The organism is Mycobacterium sp. H4Y (genome assembly GCF_000364405.1).
Classification (GTDB): Bacteria; Actinomycetota; Actinomycetes; order Mycobacteriales; family Mycobacteriaceae; genus Mycobacterium; species Mycobacterium intracellulare.
In genome coordinates this window covers 275728-296317 of record NZ_AKIG01000001.1, presented here as the reverse complement: position 1 = coordinate 296317, position 20590 = coordinate 275728, and the positions used below count along the sequence as shown (strand labels likewise).

General features: G+C 68.1%; 18 protein-coding genes. 8 read left to right on the top strand and 10 right to left on the bottom strand.

The window, feature by feature from the left end:
* Positions 1 to 64 precede the first annotated feature (64 nt).
* Positions 65 to 745: an SAF domain-containing protein gene (locus tag W7U_RS01445; RefSeq protein ID WP_008254088.1), complete on the top strand. Its 681-nt coding sequence runs from the start codon at positions 65 to 67 to the stop codon at positions 743 to 745.
* Between the two features lie 36 nt (positions 746 to 781).
* On the opposite strand, the gene W7U_RS01440 is transcribed toward W7U_RS01445, so the two are convergent.
* The 6 genes from W7U_RS01440 to rpmF all read right to left on the bottom strand — a co-directional run bounded on the left by W7U_RS01440 (position 782) and on the right by rpmF (position 6166).
* Positions 782 to 1201: an MscL family protein gene (locus tag W7U_RS01440; protein WP_008254074.1), complete on the bottom strand. Its 420-nt coding sequence runs from the start codon at positions 1199 to 1201 to the stop codon at positions 782 to 784.
* A 304-nt stretch (positions 1202 to 1505) separates the two neighbouring features.
* The gene (locus W7U_RS01435; protein ID WP_008254072.1) at positions 1506 to 2003 is read right to left on the bottom strand and encodes a MogA/MoaB family molybdenum cofactor biosynthesis protein; all 498 of its coding nucleotides are present in this window, start codon (positions 2001 to 2003) and stop codon (positions 1506 to 1508) included.
* Positions 2004 to 2062: 59 nt separating this feature from the next.
* Positions 2063 to 3517, bottom strand: a complete 1455-nt coding sequence (locus W7U_RS01430) for a trypsin-like peptidase domain-containing protein (RefSeq protein WP_008254070.1) — start codon at positions 3515 to 3517, stop codon at positions 2063 to 2065.
* Positions 3518 to 3589: 72 nt separating this feature from the next.
* Entirely contained in the window at positions 3590 to 5152 is a 1563-nt protein-coding gene (locus W7U_RS01425) for a HAMP domain-containing sensor histidine kinase (protein ID WP_008254067.1), read from the bottom strand.
* 16 nt (positions 5153 to 5168) lie between these two features.
* A complete protein-coding gene (mprA, locus tag W7U_RS01420; RefSeq protein WP_008254065.1) occupies positions 5169 to 5855 on the bottom strand; it encodes a two-component system response regulator MprA in 687 nt (228 codons plus the stop codon).
* A gap of 137 nt (positions 5856 to 5992) precedes the next feature.
* Positions 5993 to 6166, bottom strand: coding sequence for a 50S ribosomal protein L32 (gene rpmF / locus W7U_RS01415; protein WP_008254062.1), 174 nt, complete (start codon positions 6164 to 6166; stop codon positions 5993 to 5995).
* 271 nt (positions 6167 to 6437) lie between these two features.
* On the opposite strand from rpmF, the gene W7U_RS01410 reads away from it, so the two are divergent.
* The 7 genes from W7U_RS01410 to W7U_RS01380 all read left to right on the top strand — a co-directional run bounded on the left by W7U_RS01410 (position 6438) and on the right by W7U_RS01380 (position 15615).
* Positions 6438 to 8147: an acyclic terpene utilization AtuA family protein gene (locus W7U_RS01410; RefSeq protein ID WP_008254060.1), complete on the top strand. Its 1710-nt coding sequence runs from the start codon at positions 6438 to 6440 to the stop codon at positions 8145 to 8147.
* A complete protein-coding gene (locus tag W7U_RS01405) occupies positions 8144 to 9292 on the top strand; it encodes an acyl-CoA dehydrogenase family protein (RefSeq protein ID WP_008254058.1) in 1149 nt (382 codons plus the stop codon). The genes W7U_RS01410 and W7U_RS01405 overlap by 4 nt, the downstream gene beginning before the upstream one ends.
* A gap of 28 nt (positions 9293 to 9320) precedes the next feature.
* Positions 9321 to 10916, top strand: coding sequence for an acyl-CoA carboxylase subunit beta (locus W7U_RS01400; protein WP_008254056.1), 1596 nt, complete (start codon positions 9321 to 9323; stop codon positions 10914 to 10916).
* A 5-nt stretch (positions 10917 to 10921) separates the two neighbouring features.
* Positions 10922 to 12910: a biotin carboxylase N-terminal domain-containing protein gene (locus tag W7U_RS01395; protein WP_008254049.1), complete on the top strand. Its 1989-nt coding sequence runs from the start codon at positions 10922 to 10924 to the stop codon at positions 12908 to 12910.
* Entirely contained in the window at positions 12907 to 14073 is a 1167-nt protein-coding gene (locus W7U_RS01390) for an acyl-CoA dehydrogenase (protein WP_008254047.1), read from the top strand. Before W7U_RS01395 ends, W7U_RS01390 begins: the two co-directional genes overlap by 4 nt.
* The gene (locus tag W7U_RS01385; RefSeq protein WP_008254044.1) at positions 14074 to 14877 is read left to right on the top strand and encodes an enoyl-CoA hydratase family protein; all 804 of its coding nucleotides are present in this window, start codon (positions 14074 to 14076) and stop codon (positions 14875 to 14877) included. It abuts the gene before it with no gap.
* 132 nt (positions 14878 to 15009) lie between these two features.
* On the top strand, positions 15010 to 15615 hold the full coding sequence (locus W7U_RS01380; protein ID WP_008254042.1) for a DUF1707 domain-containing protein: 606 nt from the start codon (positions 15010 to 15012) through the stop codon (positions 15613 to 15615).
* Between the two features lie 21 nt (positions 15616 to 15636).
* On the opposite strand, the gene W7U_RS01375 is transcribed toward W7U_RS01380, so the two are convergent.
* From W7U_RS01375 to W7U_RS26370, 4 genes are all read right to left on the bottom strand, one after another.
* A complete protein-coding gene (locus tag W7U_RS01375) occupies positions 15637 to 16485 on the bottom strand; it encodes an aldo/keto reductase (RefSeq protein ID WP_008254041.1) in 849 nt (282 codons plus the stop codon).
* A gap of 20 nt (positions 16486 to 16505) precedes the next feature.
* Entirely contained in the window at positions 16506 to 18491 is a 1986-nt protein-coding gene (locus W7U_RS01370; protein ID WP_026071411.1) for a VWA domain-containing protein, read from the bottom strand.
* Positions 18484 to 19878: an ATP-binding protein gene (locus W7U_RS01365; RefSeq protein ID WP_008254031.1), complete on the bottom strand. Its 1395-nt coding sequence runs from the start codon at positions 19876 to 19878 to the stop codon at positions 18484 to 18486. The genes W7U_RS01370 and W7U_RS01365 overlap by 8 nt, the downstream gene beginning before the upstream one ends.
* Positions 19879 to 20011: 133 nt before the next feature.
* Complete coding sequence (locus W7U_RS26370; protein ID WP_026071410.1) at positions 20012 to 20575, bottom strand: hypothetical protein; 564 nt, start codon at positions 20573 to 20575, stop codon at positions 20012 to 20014.
* Between the last annotated feature and the right edge of the window lie 15 nt (positions 20576 to 20590).

The following is a 20590-nucleotide window of genomic DNA, read 5'->3' as shown; positions in this document are numbered from 1 at the left end:
GCGTTATCCACACGCGCGTCGCTGACCGGCGACCCGGGCACCGCGTTGCGCCTACCGTTGCCCCGTGGGCGAATCATCGCTGAACCCAAGCGTATTGAGCCGGCTGTCGCTGTGGTTGCGACCGGACTGGACCCGCACCGTGCTGGCGCGCCGCGTCGCGGCGGGCGGGCTGGTCGTGCTGGCCGGCATCGCGACGCTGCGCTCCAATCCCGCCGGTGACTACACGCAGGTGGTGGTCGCCGACCACGACCTGCGCCCCGGCAACGCGTTGACCGCCGCCGACGTCCGAATCGAAAAGCGTTTGGCCTCAACAGTTCCCGACGGGGCTCGCGCCGACGTGGGCGCGGTGGTGGGTTCGACGCTGGCCGGCCCGGCCAGGCGTGGCGAGGTGCTCACCGACGTCCGGTTACTGGGCAACCGGCTGGCCGAGGCGGCGATCGGGTCGAAGGCGGGACCGGGGGCCCGCATCGTGCCGCTGCATCTGGCGGACGGCGCGTTGATCGACCTCGTCCGCGCCGGGGATGTGGTCGACGTGTTGGCGGCGCCGGCGACCGGCGCGCCGGAAACCGCCCATGCCGCCCCCAGGGTGGTGGCGACCGACGCCGTCGTGGTCCTCGTGTCGGCCAAGGAAAAGCTCCAGTCCGCCGATGCCGACCGCGTAGTGTTGGTTGCGCTGCCGGCTCGTGTGGCGAACACGGTGGCGGGCTCGGCGTTGGGCCAGACGGTGACGCTTACCTTGCACTGAGCGGGTCGCCCCAGCCTCGCATCCGTATTCGCTGGATCAGGCCGTCTGGAGGCTGGCACAGTACTTGCACTTGCGCGCGGCCTCCGGGATGTCGGACTTGCACTCCGCGCATGCCTTGGTGGCCGGCTCCTCCACGAACACGGTGACGCCGCGGCGGGCCTGGATGTGCTTGTACGGCACCACGATCATGAAGTACACGGCCGTCATGAAGACGACGAAGTAGATGATCGCCGAGATGAACGATCCGATGTCGAGGAAGGTCGCCTTGTTCCCCGCATCGCCGAGCTGCCAACCCAATCCGAATTTCGTACCGGGCTGCACGGCGGCGACCAGCGGGTTGATCACGCTGTCGGTGAAGGCCTTGACGAGGTTGGAGAAGGCCAGGGCTACGACCAGACCGATGGCCACGGTGATCACGTCACCGCGCATCACGAAACTCTTGAATCCCTTTATCATGCGCACACCTCCCGTAGCGCCGACTATCGGGGCAGCGCGCTGCCGCCCGGAGAAAACGCTATGCCAGGTTGTGCGCTATCACACATTTCCCGAACGATTAGTCACCAAAGGTTGACCGCGTCGTGATGTCTTTACACGCGAGCCGCTGCTCAACGGTGGTGCGGGGGCACGTTCTCCCGCAACCACTGCTCGTGCTCGTACGCGTTGGAATCGAGCCCGTCCGTTGACTCCTGGGTTCGTGAAACGAATTCGGCCTCGAAACCGGAAGGTCTTGTCACCGCCGGACCGACCCCAGGACCGCGAATCAGATCTCGAGGCTCGACAGCTGCCCAATGATCTGGGCCGCCAACGGATTAAGAGTCGCCATTCCGTCGCGCACCGCATAGCGGGAGCCGGCCAGGTTGACCACCAACGTACTGCCGGAGACCCCGGCCAGACCGCGGGACAAACCGGCGTCGATGATGCCCGCCGACAGCCCCGAGCCGCGGATCGCCTCCGCGATACCGAGGATCTCGCGATCGAGGATCTCGCGGGTGGCCTCCGGGGTGACGTCGCGTGGGGTGACACCCGTGCCGCCGACCGAGACGACCAGATCCACCCCGCCGATCACGGCGGTGTTCAGCGCATTGCGGATCTCGACCTCGTCGGCGGCGACCGCCACCACACCGTCGACGACGAATCCCGCCTCGGTCAGCAGCTCGGTGACCAACGGGCCGCTGTGGTCCTCGTCTCCGTGCGCGGTGCGGTCGTCGACCACCACGACCAGAGCCCGGCCAACTACCAATTCCGCCCCCGTTTCCATGGGTGCAACCGTATATCCGAGCTCCGACAACCCCGTCGTCGAGGGTTCGTCCACTCTCACTACTGGTCCGCCTTCCCGAGAGTCACCGGCAAAGTCCGGCTCCCGCCGCCGGCGGGGTCGGAGAACGTCAGCGAAATCTTGTCGCCGGGCGCCTTGGAGCGCACCGCGGCCACCAACGCGTCTGCGCTGTTGATCGGGCGGTCGTCGACCTTGGTGACGACCACGTTCTTCGGCACGCCCGCGGCGGCGGCGGCGCCGCCCGCGACGACGTCGACGACCTTGGCGCCCGGGGTGCCCTTGTCGCTGGTCACCTGGACGCCGAGCGAGGCGTGCGACGCCTTGCCCGTGGCGATCAACTCGTCGGCGATGCGTTTGGCCTGGTCGACGGGGATCGCGAAGCCCAGCCCGATCGAGCCGCTCTGGGCGTCCGGCGATTCGCCGCCGAGGGTGGCGATCGCGGAGTTGACGCCCACCAGCTGGCCGCTCATGTTGACCAACGCGCCGCCGGAGTTACCGGGGTTGATCGCGGCATCGGTCTGAATGGCGTCCAGCACGGTGTTTTGGTTGCCCGACTCACCCGTCGTGGACACCGGCCGGTTGAGCGCGCTGACGATCCCGGTGGTCACCGTGCCCGACAGACCCAACGGCGACCCGATCGCCACCACCGGCTGACCGACGTGCAGATCCGACGAGGAGCCCAGGGAGATGGGCGTGAGTCCGGACATGCCCTGCACGCGAATCACGGCGATGTCGCTGGTGGGATCGGTGCCGACGACGGTGAACGGGGCGGTACGACCGTCGGAGAAGGTCACCGTGGTTTTCGGTGTGGGTCCGCCGGGTCCGCCCGGCGCGACGGGAGGCACCGGGGCCCCGGGGAGACCCGCAGGAGGCTTGGGCGATCCCGCCGCGGCCGCGACGACGTGGTTGTTGGTGAGGATCAGCCCGTCGGTCGACAGGACGATCCCGGAGCCTTCTTCGGACTGCCTTCCGATATCGGTCTCGAGCATCACGACGCTGGGCACGACCTTGGAGGCCACCTGTTCGACGCTGCCCGGTGGCATGTTCGCGGCCGGGACGCTGGGCGCCGCCCCCACGACCCGCCCGCCGCCGTTGCCCGAGGCGTGGTCGCCGAGCTCGATCGCCGTCGCCGCCGCGCCGCCGATACCGGCCGACACCACCGCGATGGCCAACGCCCCGGCGGTCAAAAGCCCTGCGCGAGAACGCTTTCGCGGTTCCGGTGCGGCCGGCATACCGGGCAGCATGCCGGGCATCGGACCCGTGCCGGGGATCCGGCCAGGGCCGGTGTTGCCGAACGGTTCGTAGGGCGGACGGAACTGGCTCGTCTGCGACGGCTGCGACCGATAGCGCCAGTCGAACTGCTGGTTGTACGGCTGCTGCTGTCCCTGGGCATAGCCCGAGGACCCCGCGTGGCTCGGGACGGACGCAGTCTGATTCGGCGCGGGAGGGTATCCCGGCTGCTGCGGCGGTGGCGAATACCTCGGGTCATTCGTCATGTCGCTAAGTCGCTCTTCCTCTATCTCAGTGTTTCGGCAAGTCGACGGCTGGGTTCAACAGTAGCCGCAGACCTACCTTGCCCGCGCGGACTGAGAGTCCACTGAGATAACGTTCGCCGATTCCCCAGAGTTCGCCTCGTCGCCGGCCGCCGGCCCGCCCGCCTCGGTCGCGGCGTCTACCTGGCCGGCCTCCGGCTCGGTCGCGGAGTATGTCGCCGGCAGCAGTGGCCGTCCGGGCAGCAGCACATAGAAGGAGGTACCCGGGGGCTGGCCGCCCGGGACGGTGTCCTCGACGCGCAGCAAGCCGCCGTGGTTGAGCACGACCTTCTTGACGATCGCCAGACCGAGGCCGGAGCCGGGCATGGCCCGTGCCGTCGTCGAACGATAGAACCGCTCGAACACCAGCCGGCGCTCTTGCGGTGGAATCCCGGGTCCGTGGTCGGCGACCACCAGCTCGGCGTGCGACGGGTCGAGTTGCCGCATGGTGACGCCGACGTGACCGCCCGGCGGGCTCCACTTGGCCGCGTTGTCCAACAGGTTCAGGACCGCGCGCGACAGGCCGGCGGCGTCGCCGTACATCTGCCACGGCGTCACGTCGACGTCGAAGTGAATGTCGTTGCGGCGCCGCCTGACTCGCTCCAGGCTGCGGTCGACCACGTCGGACATGTCGACCGGCTCGTGCACCACCTGGCCGGCGTCGTCGCGGGTGAGGTCCACCAAATCGCCTACCAGCGTGGACAATTCCTCGATCTGAGCGACCACGTCGGCGCGCAGGTCGACCATCTCCTGTTCGGGTAGCCGCGGCGCTCCGGGTTCCATCGACGCCATCAGCAGCTCGACGTTGGTCCGCAGCGACGTCAGCGGGGTGCGCAGTTCATGCCCGGCGTCGGTGACCAGCCGCGCCTGCCGTTCCCGCGATTCGGCCAACGCCCGCAGCATCAGGTTGAACGACTCGGTGAGCCGGGCCAATTCGTCGCTGCCGAACACGGGGATGGGTCGCAGGTCGTCGGTGCGCGCGACGCGTTCGGCCGCTTCGGTCAGGCGGCCCACCGGGCGCAGGCCGGCCCGGGTGACCATGCCGCCCGCGACCGCGGCGACGGCCACCCCGACCCCGCCGACGATCAGCAGCACCCAGCGCAGTTTGTTCATCACCGCCTCGGTCGGCTTGAGGCTCTTGGAGATCAGCAGCGAGGTGCCGTTCTGCAGATGGACGGCGAGGATCCGCTGATCGCCGGCGGTGCGCCGCGACATGAACAGATCGCCGTGGATGACCGCCTTCTCCGCCGGACCAACCGGCAGGGTCTGACCGGGCTGCTGGGCGGTGTAGATGGCGTGGCCCGGGTTCACCAAAATCGCGTTGACGTCCGAATAGGCGGTGCCTTCGATCGCCTTGCCGGGGTCGGCGGCCAGGGAACCGCTGGCGATCAGCAGCTGGGCCCGGCTTTGCAGTTGGTTGTCGATGTCGCTGTAGAGCGCGGCCGAAATCACGGCGTAGACGGCGAACGCCATCAGCACCACGACCATGGCGACCATCGACATCGCCAGCAGCATGACCCGCCACCGCAACGACAGCGACGGGGTCGCGCGCAGCGGTGGGCGCATGGGTGGGCGCGGAGGCCGGGGGAACTTGATCATCGTGGGGATTGCATCGTCACGGCGGTGTCTCCCGCAGGACGTAACCCACCCCGCGCACGGTGTGGATCAGCCGGGACTCACCGTCGGCTTCGGTTTTGCGGCGCAGATAGCCCACGTAGACCTCCAGCGCATTGCCCGAGGTGGGGAAGTCGAACCCCCATACCTCCTCGAGGATGCGGCTGCGGGTGAGCACGCGGCGGGGATTGGCGATCAGCATTTCGAGCAACGCGAATTCGGTGCGCGTCAGGCTGATCCGGCGCTCCCCGCGGGTGACCTCGCGGGTCACCGGGTCCAGGGTGAGGTCGGAGAACTTCATCGCCACCGATTCGGCCTCGTCCTCCGGCTTGGTCCGGCGCAGCAGCGCACGCATCCGGGCCAACAGTTCTTCCAGGGCGAACGGCTTGGGCAGGTAGTCGTCGGCGCCGGCGTCCAGGCCGGCGACCCGCTCGGAGACCGAATCGCGCGCCGTGAGCACCAGGATCGGCAGGTCATCCCCGGTGCTGCGGAGCTGTCGGCACACCTCGAGGCCATCCAGCCTCGGCATCATCACATCCAGGACGAGCGCATCGGGGCGATCGCTTGCGATCAGTTCGAGAGCTTCGACCCCGTCATGGGCCAACTCGACCGAGTAGCCGTTGAAGGACAACGACCTACGCAGCGACTCGCGCACGGCGCGATCGTCGTCGACGACCAGTATTCGCACGGCCCCTAGTTTCGTCCCACCGCCTGAGACTGACCTGAGAGGCGCGCCGGTGAGGTTCTAGCGGCGGTCGCAAGTGCGGCGAAGCCGGGCGCAGCGGGCCGCCGCCATCAGGTCAGCGGCGGGCCGCCGCCATCGGGTCAGCGGCGGTCGAGGTCGATCAGGCCGAGGCGGGCGGCCTTGAGCAGCCTGCGCGGCACTCTGTGCCGCTGACCTGCGACCGTGACACCGACGAGTTCGGTCTTCTCGGCCTTCCACTGCGCGCGCCGGCTACGGGTGTTCGCGCGCGACATTCTGCGCTTGGGTACGGCCATGGTCGGGCCTGACTCCTCAATGTGGCTTGCGGTTCGGCATGTCGCGCGGCGTGGGCCGGGAGGCCGAACGGGCGACGATCGGGTATCAGGATAGTCGCTGGTCCGCTCGTCGCCAAAACCGACGCCCGCCGCCCCGGATCGCACCCTGCGCTAGCACGGCCCTGGCGCACCCGCCCCGAAGTGGGATCCTTGACGTGACACCCGCGGTACCCGATAACCTACCGGTTGGTTGGTTGGGTCTCACCGGTGAATCCCTGAATGGAGGACGGGCATGGCCTCTGCTTCCGGCGCTTGCGTCCGGATCGCGAACTGCTCCGGGTTCTACGGCGACCGGCTGTCGGCCATGCGCGAAATGCTCACCGGTGGCGAGGTCGACTACCTCACCGGCGACTACCTGGCCGAACTCACCATGCTCATCCTGGGCCGGGACCGGATGAAGCACCCCGAGCGCGGCTACGCCAAGACCTTCCTGACGCAACTCGAGGACTGCCTGGGCGAGGCCCGCGACCGCGGGGTCCGCATCGTGGCCAACGCAGGCGGCCTCAACCCGGCCGGGCTTGCCGACGCGATCCGCGCGCTGGCCGAGCGCCTGGGTATCGACGCCCGGATCGCGCACGTGGAAGGCGACGACCTGTTGCCCCGCGCCGCCGAACTGGGCCTGGGCAGCCCGCTGACCGCGAACGCCTACCTGGGCGCCTGGGGCATCGTCGACTGCCTGGCCGGCGGCGCCGACGTCGTCGTCACCGGCCGGGTCACCGACGCGTCGGTGATCGTCGGGGCGGCCGCCGCGCATTTCGGCTGGCATCGCACCGACTACGACCAGCTCGCCGGCGCCATGGTCGCCGGCCACGTCATCGAATGCGGGGTCCAGGCCACCGGCGGCAACTACGCGTTCTTCACCGAAATCGCCGACCTCACCCACGCCGGTTTTCCCCTGGCCGAGGTCTATGCCGACGGATCCTCGGTGATCACCAAGCACCCCGGCAGCGGCGGTTTGGTCAGCGTCGACACCGTCACCGCCCAGCTGCTGTACGAGATCACCGGGGCGCGCTACGCCAACCCCGACGTCACCGCCCGGATGGACACCGTTGAGCTCGCGCCCGACGGTCCGGACCGGGTGCGCATCAGCGGCGTGCGCGGCGAAGCCCCGCCGCCCACCTACAAGGTGTCGCTGAACAGCATCGGCGGGTTTCGCAACTCGATGACCTTCGTGCTCACCGGCCTGGACATCGAGGCCAAGGCGGAGCTGGTGCGCCGGCAACTCGACGCCGCGCTCACCGTCAAGCCCGCCGAACTGCAGTGGACCCTGGCCCGCACCGACCACGCCGACGCCGACACCGAGGAGGCCGCCAGCGCGCTGCTGCACTGCGTCGTGCGCGACCCCGATCCCGTTAATGTCGGACGCCAATTCTCTTCGGCCGCAGTGGAGTTGGCGCTAGCCAGCTATCCGGGCTTCCACGTGACCGCACCGCCGGGCGACGGCCAGGTCTACGGCGTGTTCACCCCCGGCTACGTCGACGCCGACCAGGTGCCGCACGTCGCGGTGCACGCCGACGGGACGCGCATCGATATCCCCTGCGCCACCGATACTTTGGTGTTGGCTCCGGCCGATCCCCCGCCGCTGCCCGAGCCGCTTCCGGATGGCCTGCTGCGCAGGGCGCCACTCGGCCGCATCGCCGGTGCCCGCAGCGGCGACAAGGGCGGCTCCGCCAACGTCGGTGTGTGGGTCCGCACCGACGAGCAATGGCGGTGGCTGGCCCACACGTTGACCGTCGAACGGCTCAAGGAGCTACTCCCCGAGGCGGCGGACTTCGATGTCACCCGCCACGTGTTGCCGAATCTGCGGGCGGTCAACTTCGTCATCGACGGCATCCTCGGCCAGGGCGTCGCCTACCAAGCCCGATTCGATCCTCAAGCCAAGGGGTTGGGCGAATGGCTGCGCGGCCGCCACCTCGACATCCCGGAGAGTCTGTTGTCATGAATCTTTGGACCACACCCGAGCGTGAGCAGCTACGAAAGACGGTGCGCTCCTTCGCGGAACGCGAGATCCTGCCCCACGTCGACGAGTGGGAACGCAGCGGCGAGCTGCCGCGCGAATTGCACCGCAGCGCCGGGGCCGCCGGGCTGCTGGGCGCGGGCTTCCCCGAATCGGTCGGCGGCGGGGGAGGCGACGGCGCCGACGCGGTCGTCATCTGCGAAGAGATGCATCAGGCCGGAGCCCCGGGGGGCGTGTTCGCGTCGCTGTTCACCTGTGGCATCGCGGTGCCGCACATGATCGCCTCCGGCGACGAGCGGCTCATCGAGGAGTTCGTCCGGCCGACGCTGGCGGGCGAGAAGATCGGTTCGCTGGCCATCACCGAACCGGGCGGCGGTTCCGACGTCGGCCACCTGCGGACCTCCGCCGAGCGCGACGGTGATCACTACATCGTCAACGGCGCCAAGACCTACATCACCTCCGGCGTGCGCGCCGACTACGTCGTCACCGCGGTGCGCACCGGAGGCCCTGGCGCGGCGGGGGTTTCGTTGCTGGTGGTCGAAAAAGGCACGCCCGGCTTCGAGGTGAGCCGCAAGCTTGACAAGATGGGCTGGCGATCCTCGGACACCGCCGAGCTGTCCTACACCGACGTCCGGGTGCCGGCGGCCAACCTGGTCGGCGCCGAGAACAGCGGGTTCGCCCAGATCGCGCAGGCCTTCGTCGCCGAGCGAATCGGCCTTGCCGCACAAGCATATTCGAGCGCCCAGCGGTGCCTGGACCTGACCGTGCAATGGTGCCGCGACCGCGAGACGTTCGGCCGCCCGCTGATCTCGCGGCAGTCGGTGCAGAACACGCTGGCCGAGATGGCCCGCCGCATCGACGTGGCCCGCGTCTACTCGCGCCACGTGGTGGAACGCCAGCTCGCCGGCGAGACGAATCTGATCCCGCAGGTGTGTTTCGCCAAAAACACCGCCGTCGAGGCCGGCGAATGGGTGGCAAACCAGGCCGTCCAGCTGTTCGGCGGCATGGGCTATATGGCCGAATCCGAGGTCGAGCGCCAATACCGGGACATGAGGATCCTGGGGATCGGCGGCGGCACCACCGAAATCCTGACCGCACTGTCCGCCAAACTCCTGGGGTTCCAGTCATGATCGCAGCGATGAGGAGGAGTGGCGCCAGATGAGCACGCTGCAATCCACACTCAACCACGACGACGCCGTGTTCACCGAGGCCGCGTCGGCGGCGATCGCGAAACTCGACGAGATCGACGCCGAGCTGGCCAATGCGCTGGCGGGCGGCGGACCCAAATACGTTGAGCGGCACCACGAACGTGGCAAACTGACTGCGCGTGAGCGCATCGAGTTGCTCGTCGACGCGGATTCGCCGTTCCTGGAGCTCAGCCCACTGGCCGCCTGGGGCAGCGCCTTCAAGGTCGGCGCCAGTACCGTCACCGGCATCGGTGTGGTCGAGGGCGTCGAATGCATGATCGTCGCCAACGACCCGACGGTCAAAGGCGGCACCAGCAACCCATGGACCCTGAAGAAGATCCTGCGGGCCAACCAGATCGCCTTCGAGAACCGACTTCCGGTGATTTCGCTGGTGGAATCCGGCGGCGCGGACCTGCCCACCCAGAAGGAGATCTTCATCCCCGGCGGGCGGATGTTCCGCGACCTGACCAGGCTTTCGGCGGCCGGGATCCCCACCATCGCTTTGGTATTCGGTAACTCCACCGCGGGCGGCGCCTACGTCCCGGGGATGTCCGATCACGTGGTGATGATCAAGGAACGCTCCAAGGTGTTCCTCGCCGGTCCCCCACTGGTGAAGATGGCCACCGGCGAGGAGTCCGACGACGAATCGCTGGGCGGCGCCGAAATGCACGCCCGGATCTCGGGTTTGGCCGACTACTTCGCGGTCGACGAACTCGACGCCATCCGCATCGGCCGCCGCATCGTCGCCCGGCTGAATTGGACCAAGCAGGGCCCGAAACCCAAGCCGATCACCGAGCCGTTGTTCGACACCGAGGAGCTCATCGGCATCGTCCCCGCGGATCTGCGCATCCCATTCGATCCCCGCGAAGTGATCGCCCGGATCGTCGACGGATCCGAATTCGACGAATTCAAACCGCTGTACGGCTCCTCACTGGTGACGGGCTGGGCCCAGTTGCACGGCTACCCGATCGGGATCCTGGCCAACGCGCGCGGCGTGCTGTTCAGTGAGGAGTCGCAAAAGGCCACGCAGTTCATCCAGCTGGCCAACCGCTCCAACACGCCACTGCTGTTCCTGCACAACACCACCGGCTACATGGTGGGCAAGGACTACGAGGAGGGCGGGATGATCAAGCACGGCTCGATGATGATCAACGCCGTGTCCAATTCGACCGTCCCGCACATCTCGTTGCTGATCGGCGCGTCCTACGGCGCGGGCCACTACGGTATGTGCGGCCGCGCGTACGATCCGCGGTTCCTGTTCGCCTGGCCGACGTCGAAGTCCGCGGTGATGGGCGGCGCCCAGCTCTCGGGGGTGCTGTCGATCGTGGCCCGCGCGGCCGCGGAAGCCCGCGGCCAGCAGGTCGACGAGAAGGCCGACGCGGCGATGCGGGCCGCGGTCGAGGGCCAGATCGAGGCGGAGTCGCTGCCGCTGGTGCTGTCCGGGATGCTCTACGACGACGGGGTGATCGACCCACGGGACACCCGGACCGTGCTGGGAATCTGTTTGTCCGCCATCGCCAATGGCCCGATCAAGGGGACGTCGAACTTCGGCGTCTTCCGGATGTGAGCCCCATGATTACTCGAGTTCTGGTTGCCAACCGCGGCGAGATCGCGCGCCGGGTGTTCGCCACGTGCCGCCGGCTGGGCCTGGGCACCGTCGCCGTCTACACCGACCCGGACGCCGGCGCGCCGCACGTCGCCGAGGCCGACGCCCGGGTGCGGCTGCCCAAGACCAACGACTATCTCAACGCCGAGGCCATCATCGCCGCGGCCCGCGCCGCCGGCGCCGACGCGATCCACCCCGGCTACGGGTTCCTCTCGGAGAACACCGATTTCGCGGCCGCCGTCCAGCACGCCGGACTGACCTGGATCGGCCCGCCGGTGGACGCGGTGCGGGCAATGGGCTCCAAGATCGAGGCCAAGAAGCTGATGGCCTCCGCCGGCGTGCCCGTTCTCGACGAGCTCGATCCCGACACAGTCACCCAGGCGCAGCTGCCGGTGCTGGTCAAGGCCTCCGCGGGCGGGGGCGGGCGGGGCATGCGGGTGGTACGCGAATTGTCCGCCCTGCCAGCAGAAGTCGAGGCGGCGCGCCGCGAAGCGCAGTCCGCGTTCGGCGATCCGACGGTGTTCTGCGAGCGCTACCTGCCCACCGGCCACCACATCGAGGTTCAGGTCATGGCCGACACCCACGGCACGGTGTGGGCCGTCGGGGAACGCGAGTGCTCGATTCAGCGCCGCCACCAGAAGATCATCGAGGAGGCCCCCTCCCCGCTGGTGGAGCGCACCCCGGGCATGCGCGCCAAGCTGTTCGACGCGGCGCGACTGGCCGCCGGCGCGATCGGCTACACCGGGGCTGGGACGGTGGAGTTCCTGGCCGACGACGATGGCGAGTTCTACTTCCTGGAGATGAACACCCGGCTGCAGGTCGAGCACCCGGTCACCGAAGAGACGACCGGGCTCGACCTGGTGGAGCTGCAGCTCGCGGTGGCCGACGGAGCCCGCCTCGACGCCGAACCTCCTGCCGCCCAGGGTCATTCGATCGAGGCCAGGCTCTACGCGGAGGATCCCGCACGCGAGTGGCAGCCCCAGGCCGGTGTGGTGCGCGCGTTCGAGGTGCCCTCCGTGCGAGCCGAGTTCGGCTCGCTGGGACAACGGACCGGCATCCGGCTGGATTCGGGGATCGCCGACGGATTCACGGTGTCGATCCACTACGACCCGATGCTGGCCAAGGTCATCTCCTACGCCCCGACACGCCGCCAGGCGGCGCTGGTTCTCGCCGACGCGCTGACGCGCGCCCGGGTGCACGGGCTGCGCACCAACCGCGACCTGCTGGTGAATGTGTTACGGCATCCAGCGTTCCTCGACGGCGCCACCGACACAGCGTTTTTCGACACGCACGGCCTGGCCGAACTATCGGCGCCGCTGGGTGACGCCGCAGCGGTTCGTCTGTCGGCGATCGCCGCCGCCCTCGCCGACGCCGCGCGCAACCGAGCGCTCGCCCCGGTGTTGGGTGCCATCCCCAGCGGCTGGCGAAACCTGCGGTCGGGTTATCAGGTCAAGACCTACGGTGACGATGACGGCAACGAACACCGCATTCAATACCGGTTCGACAGAACCCGGTTGGTCCTGCCCGACGATCCTTCGGTGCAATTGGTGTCGGCCACGGCGAAAGCTGTGGTATTGAGGACGGACGGCGTCGACCACCACTTCTCGGTGCGGCGCTACGACCCCAGCGATTCCGACGTCTACGTCGACTCCGCGCGCGGACCGGTGCACCTGATCGCGCTGCCGCGCTTCCCCGAGCCCGGTTCGACCGTCGAAAAGGGATCGCTGGTCGCCCCCATGCCCGGCAACGTCATCCGACTCGGCGCTGCGATCGGCGACACCGTCACCGCCGGTCAACCACTGATCTGGTTGGAAGCCATGAAGATGGAACACACCATCACAGCACCGGTCGACGGCGTTCTCGCCGAACTCGACGTCAAGACCGGTCAGCAAGTCGAAGTGGGCGCCGTACTGGCAAGAGTCGAAGCGCCGCAATCAGAAGGAGATCCCCAGTGACCGACAGCAGCTTCATCGAGAACGAGGAGCGTCAGGCCCTGCGCAAGGCGGTGGCTGAATGGGCGTCCAACTACGGCAGCGAGTACTACCTGAAGAAGGCGCGCGCCCACGAGCACACCGACGAATTATGGTCGGAGGCAGGAAAACTCGGCTTCCTGGGCGTGAATCTGCCCGAGGAGTACGGCGGTGGCGGCGCCGGAATGTACGAGCTGTCGCTGGTGATGGAGGAGATGGCCGCCGCCGGTAGCGCGTTGCTGCTCATGGTGGTCTCGCCCGCCATCAACGGCACCATCATCAGCAAGTTCGGCACCGAGGAGCAGAAGAAGCGCTGGCTCCCCGGTATCGCCGACGGGACACTGACCATGGCGTTCGCCATCACCGAGCCCGACGCCGGATCCAACTCGCACAAGATCACCACCACGGCCCGCCGCGACGGCAGCGACTGGGTCCTCAAGGGCCAGAAGGTGTTCATCTCCGGCATCGACCAGGCGCAGGCCGTGCTCGTGGTGGCCCGCACCGAGGAGGCCAAAACGGGCAAGCTGCGCCCCGCGCTGTTCGTGGTGCCCACCGATGCGCCCGGCTTCACCTACACGCCCATCGAAATGGAATTGATCAGCCCCGAACGCCAATTCCAGGTCTTCCTCGACGATGTCCGGTTGCCCAGCGACGCACTCGTCGGCGCCGAAGATGCCGCCATCGCACAGCTTTTCGCCGGCCTGAACCCCGAACGCATCATGGGCGCGGCCAGCTCGGTCGGGATGGGGCGGTTCGCGCTGGACCGGGCCGCCGAGTACGTCAAGACCCGCCAGGTGTGGGGAACCCCGATCGGCTCGCACCAAGGGCTGTCACATCCGTTGGCGCAGTGCCACATCGAGGTCGAACTCGCCAAGCTGATGATGCAGAAGGCCGCGACCCTGTATGACTCCGGCAACGACATGGCTGCGGCCGAGGCCGCGAACATGGCCAAATACGCTGCGGCCGAAGCTGCTACCCGGTCGGTGGACCAGGCCGTGCAGTCGATGGGCGGCAACGGGCTCACCAAGGAATACGGTGTGGGCGCCATGCTGACTTCGGCCCGGCTTGGCCGCATCGCCCCGGTCAGCCGCGAGATGGTGCTGAACTTCGTCGCGCAGACGTCACTGGGCCTGCCGCGAAGCTACTAAATGGACACCCTCGTCGAATACGCCGGACCCGCCGACACGGGCGGGCCGTACGCGCGGCTGACGCTGAACTCACCGCACAACCGCAACGCGCTGTCGACCACGCTGGTCGCCCAGTTGCACCAGGGGCTGCGCGACGCCTCGTCGGATCCGGCCGTGCGCGCGGTGGTGCTGGGCCACGCCGGGGGCACCTTCTGCGCCGGCGCGGACCTGAGCGAGGGCGGCGGCGCAGCCGGGCGAAGCGGGTCGCCACCCCCTGCCTATGACATGGCCGTCGCCCGGGCCCGGGAGATGACCGCTTTGATGCGGGCCATCGTCGCCTCGCCACTGCCGGTGATCGCCGCCATCAACGGCCATGTCCGGGCCGGCGGCTTCGGCCTCGTGGGTGCCTGCGATATCGCGGTCGCCGGGCCGCGCAGCACGTTCGCGCTGACCGAGGCGCGCATCGGCGTCGCCCCGGCGATCATCTCGTTGACTCTGCTGCCGAAATTGTCGCCGCGCGCCGCGGCGCGCTACTACCTGACCGGCGAAACATTCGACGCCGACGCGGCGGCGGAAATCGGGCTGATCACCATGGCCGCCGAGGACGTCGACGCCGCGGCCGAGAAACTGGTCGCCGATGTGGGCCGTGGGTCACCGCAGGGGCTCGCGGCTTCCAAGGCGCTGACGACGGCCGCTGTGTTGGAAGGGTTCGACCGTGACGCCGAACGGCTCGCCGAGGAATCGGCGCGGCTCTTCGTGTCCGACGAGGCCCGCGAAGGCATGTTGGCGTTCCTGGAGAAGCGGCCACCCCGCTGGACGAGTTAGCCAACGACAAGTTAGCCAGATGTCTAAGAGTGGTCCGGCCAAATCGGCCGGCGGTCCGGCCCGAGCCGATGCAAGGTTGCAGTTTAGCCAATCCTCTTGCAGCAAAACCTGGACGTCGTAGGCTCGTGGGTGATGAGCAACTCAACGCAACGGGATGCGGAGGACACGCGCGACCAGCCGTCGCGCGCGGCCGATACCGATCGCATACAGACTGCGCAGTTGCTGGCGTACGCGGCCGAGCAGGGCCGCCTGCAGCTCAACGACTACGAAGACCGTTTGACCAGGGCCTATGCCGCGACGACGTATGAGGAACTGGACCGGTTGAGGGCCGATCTGCCCGGCGCCCCGATCAGCCCGCGCCGCGGCGGCAAACCCAATCCGGCGCCGTCGACGCTACTGCTGGCGTTGATGAGTGGCTTCGAGCGGCGCGGCCGATGGAACGTGCCGAAGAAGCTGACCACCTTCACCCTGTGGGGCAGCGGGGTGGTCGATCTGCGCTACGCCGACTTCACCTCGACCGAGGTTGACATCCACGCGATGTCGATTATGGGCGTGCAGAACATTTTGCTGCCGCCCGAAGTCAACGTGGAGGTGCACGGCCGCGGGGTGATGGGAAACTTCGACCGCGGCGTCCACGGCCAGGGCACTCCCGGGGCACCGACGGTCCACATTCGCGGCTTCTCGCTGTGGGGAGCCGTCGGGATCGCGCGTAAGGCCCGCAGGCCCCGCGGCGGGTAGCCGCTTCCCAGCGACGGAGCCTCAGCGGGGCACGTAGTCGAAGGTGTCAGGGTTGGGTCCGTTGCGTCCCGACTCACCCTTGTTCAGCGCTGAGATCGCGTCCATGTCGGAATCGTCCAGTTCGAAGTCGAACAGCTCGAAGTTGGATTTGACCCGTGCCGGTGTCACCGATTTGGGGAAGACGATGTCGCCGCGCTGAATGTGCCAGCGCAACACGACCTGTGCGGGCGTTTTGTCGCGGGACCCGGCGATGCGGTTGATCACCGGATCGTCGAGCACCTTGCCCTGGGCGATGGGTGCCCACGCCTCCGTGGCGATGCCGTGCTCGCGTCCGTACGCCCTCACCTCGTCGTTGCCGAAGTATGGATGAACCTCGATCTGGTTGACCGACGGCACGGTGTCGGTTTCGTCGGCGAGCCGATTCAAATGTGCGACTTGGAAATTCGACACGCCGATGCTGCGCGCGCGTCCGTCCCGCGCGAACTCTTCGAAGACCTTCCACGTCGAGACGAAGTCGCCGTCGTAGAGCGTGGGCAGCGGCCAGTGGATGAGAAACAGGTCGACGTAGTCCGAATCGAGCGCCTTCAGCGTTTGGTCGAAGGCGCGGCGCGCGTCATCGGGCTTGTGAAAGCCGTTGTTGAGCTTGCTGGTGATGAAGACCTCGCCGCGCTCAAGGCCGGCGTCGCGGATGCCTTGGCGGACTTCCTTTTCATTTCCGTACATTTCGGCGGTGTCGATGTGCCGGTATCCGATGTCGAGCGCCGTCTTGACCGCCGCGGCCGTCTCGTCGGGCTTGATCTGGAACACCCCGAAACCGAGCTGCGGGATCTCGACACCGTCGTTGAGTTCGATCGTGGGAACCTTGCTCACGGGATTTCTCCTTTTATGGTCTATCGACGGCGGCGGGAACGTAGGTAGTCGCCGACCACCGCCGCTCCCAGCCCGTCGAGATCGGGCACCACGACGCGTCCCTCGACGCGCCGGGCGACCTGGTCAATGAAGCGCGCCAGGCCGGGATCGCTGCCCAGCCGGAAGATCGTGATTTGCGCACCGAGGCGCGCCATTTCATCGAAGCCGCGCACGGTGTGGGCGATGGTCCGCGGGTGCGGCGGGTAGTCGAAGAAGACCGTCGTGCCATCACCGTCGAAGTCCTCCAGGTGGGCGGTCGGCTCGCCGTCGGTCACCACCAGCACGACGGGCTGGGCATTGGGGTGGCGGCGCAGATGACGCCCCGCCAGCGCCAACGCGTGATGCAGGTTGGTCCCCTGCTCGTAGACACCTTCCAGGCCGGTGAGTTCGGCGGCGGTCACCGTCCGGGCGTAGCGGCCAAAGGCGATGATCTGCAAGGCATCCGAGCGAAAACGCGTGCACACCAAGTGGTTGAGCGCCAGCGCTGTCTGCTTCATCGGCAGCCAGCGGTTCTCCATCACCATGGAAAACGACGTGTCGACCAGCAGCGCGACCGCGGCCTGCGTGCGGGTCTCGGTCTCGGAGACCTCGACGTCGTCGACGGAGATCTTCAACCGCGCGTCCGGCCCATCGAGGGTGGCCGTTCCCGCCTGCCGCAGCACGGCATTGGTCAGCGTGCGCGAAATGTTCCACGGTTCGGTGTCACCGAACTGCCAGGGCCGGGTGGCGCCCGTGAGCTCGCCGGCCGCACCCGCCCGCCGATGATCACGCTCACCGCGCCGCCCGGAAAGTTGTTGCGCCACATCGCGTAGCGCCGTCTCGCCGAGCCTGCGCATCGCCTTCGGCGACAGCCGCCACTGGCCGTCGGAACCGCGGTCCAGGAAGCCCTGATTCACCAGCGCACGTTCCAATTCGGCGAGCGTGCGGGCATCGACGGCCGCCTCGTCGCCGAGCTGGCGTGCCAGCGCGTCGAGGTCGACGTCATCCATGGTGGCGCCGGGATAGCTTTGCGAGAGCTGCTCGGCCAGTTGCTCGAGCTCGGCGATGTCGGACAGCGCCTGGGTGCCCTCACCCATCCCGAACGGGTTGTCACCGGAGAACTGTTCGGATCCGGTCCAGTCCTCCCCGGGCCGCGCCGCCTGCAGGTGCGCATCGAGCCGACTCAGCGACTCCATCAGGGCCGGTGAGCCGAATGCCTGCTGCGCCAAGGCATCCAGCTCCGCGCGCTGCTCGGCGCTGAGGCTGTTGCGGAAGCGCTGCGCGGCGGCGGCCCGCTTGGCCAGCGAGTCCAGCAGCTCGTCGACGTTGCGCGGGTTCTCCGGGAAGAACTCGCCGTGGGAGTCCATGAAGTTTTCGAAGTCTTCCTGGGTGTCCTCGCCGCGCGCGTGCTTGTCCAGCAGGTCGTTGAGGTCGTTCAGCATGTCGTTGACGCGCTGGCGGTCCTCGTCGGTGGCCCCCTGAAGCGCCTGCTTCATGCCCGCGAAGCGCTGGTCGAGCATCTCGCGGCCGAGCAGATCCTTGATCTGGTCGTACTTTTCGCGCGCCTCGCCGCTGCGCCAGTTGTACTCGGAAAGCTCCTGGACGGCCTTGGCCGGCGACGCCGGTAGCGCGTCCAGTTGGAGTTCGCCGAAGCGGGCGTCGTCGTCGAGCGCGCGGGCCAGCTCCTTGCGTTCGGCCAGCACCGCCTCGTCCAGCAGTTTCTTGATCTCCTGCAGCGTGCCGTCCAAGTTGTTGCGCCGCAACAACTCCCGTCGCCGTCGGTTGGCCTCGGCCGCCAGCCGGTCCGCGCCCGGCATGTTCTTGGTGCCGCGGCGCAGCAGCTCGGAGAGCGCGCGTCGCGGCGAGGTACCGGCCATGACGTCCTGGCCGATCTGTTCGAGCGCCTCGCGCAGATCCACCGGCGGAGCCAGCGGGTCGGGCCCGCCGGTGTACGCCGAGTACCGCGATGAGTGCCCTCTATTAGCCATAGACGGTTTGCCCCTCCTCGGACACCTTGTCGATGCGCTTGGCCAGATACAAAGCCTCGAGCGCCAGCTCGAGCGCGGCGGCGCGTTCGCCCTCCGACCGCGCGCCCAGCTTGTCCGCGATCTTGTCCACCACCGGCAGGCGCGGGACGGCGGCCAGCACGTCCTTTGCCGACACCCGCTCGCCCGTCGTCACCGCGGACCCGCCCTCGACCGCCGACACCAGCGATCCGACGTCGATGCCGCCCAGCACCCGCGACGCGGTGTCCGCGGTCGCGCGGCGCAGCAGGTGTTCGAGCACCGCCTGTTCGCGGCCTTCCTCGCCGGACTCGAATTCCAGCTTGCCGCGCAGGACGTCGATCACGGTGCCCAGATCGACCACCCGTGCCACCGGGTCCGTCTCCCCCAGGATCGCGCCGCGATGGCGGGCGGCGGCCGCGACGGTCTCGGCGGCGGCGATGGCGAACCGCGCCGACACCCCCGAGCGTTGGTCGACGGAATTCGACTCCCGCAGGTAGCGGGCGAACCGGGCGATGATCTGCATGAGGTAGTCGGGCACCTGCGCCGACAGGTGCGCCTCCTGCGCGATCACCCCGACTTCCGCGTCGAGCTCGAGCGGATAGTGGGTCCGGATCTCCGCGCCGAAGCGGTCCTTGAGCGGGGTGATGATGCGCCCGCGGTTGGTGTAGTCCTCGGGGTTGGCGCTGGCGACCACCAACACGTCCAGCGGCAGGCGCAGCGTGTAGCCGCGGACCTGGATGTCGCGCTCCTCCATCACGTTGAGCATCGACACCTGGATGCGCTCGGCGAGGTCGGGAAGTTCGTTGACCGCGACGATGCCGCGGTGCGCGCGCGGAATCAGCCCGTAGGCGATGGTCTCGGGGTCCCCCAGGCTGCGGCCCTCGGCGACCTTGATCGGGTCGATGTCGCCAACCAGGTCGGCGACGCTGGTGTCGGGCGTGGCGAGCTTTTCGGTGTAGCGCTCGCTGCGGTGCTTCCACTCCACCGGCAGGTCGTCGCCCAGGGTGGCGGCCTTGCGGATCGACTCCGGCGTGATCGGCGAGAACGGATGCTCCCCCAGTTCGGCCCCGGCGATCACCGGCGTCCACTCATCGAGCAACCCGACCAGCGCACGCAGCAGCCGGGTTTTGCCCTGGCCGCGCTCGCCGAGCAGCACGAAGTCGTGACCCGCGATCAAAGCCCGCTCGAGCTGGGGCAAGACGGTGTCGTCGAATCCCAGAATGCCAGGCCAGATGGCTGCGCTGTCCGGCCCGTCGGCCAGTGCGGTCAGCAGATTTTCGCGGATTTCCTGCTTGACTCCCCGTTCACGGTGACCGGCGGCGCGCAGTTCGCCGACGGTGCGGGGCAGGTTGCTCGGTGACGTCACCACTCCACGCTACGACGATGCCGCCGATGGGACACTATGCCCTCCCCCAAGTACGCGGGTGCCGGGCAGGCTGATCGACTGCCCGGCACCCGGTCGGAGATCCCGAGCGCAGCGCGATGCTGCACCCGAACACCGCTCAGCTGTAGCTGACGACGGCCTGCGCGTCACCCGGCTTCCACGTGATCGTGCCGTGCTCGAAAGTCGACTTCTTCATGCCATCGGGGGTGTCGACCTCGTCACTGGTCGGATACCCGAGCTTGCCCTGCGAACCGCCGAGCTCATTCCACTTGTCGCGGATCAAGCCCCACACCACGTAGGCCTGCGTCTTGTTGACGATGACGCCGCCATCGAATTGCTGGTAGGTGCCACCGTCGGGATTCGTTTGCTGATTATCCTTCGGGGCCCCTAAGTCCTTGCGCGCCTTGTCGTCGAGGGACTGGTACTTCGCCAAAATTGGTCCCTGAACGGTGTACGGCGTGCCGTTTGCGCCCGGAATCTGCGTCGTGCTGCCTGGCGCACTCGGAGTCGTTGCTGCTGATGTTCCCGCGGCGGCTGAGCTCGAGGTTGCGGCCGACGAAGCGGGTGTAGTTGTTGAACTGCCGGCTTCACCCGATTTATTTGCCGAGCATCCTGCGCCGACGAGTGCGACACTCGCAATCGCGACGGAAATTGTGGCCGTTCGTATTGCGTTCGCGCGCATATCAATTCCTCTCGA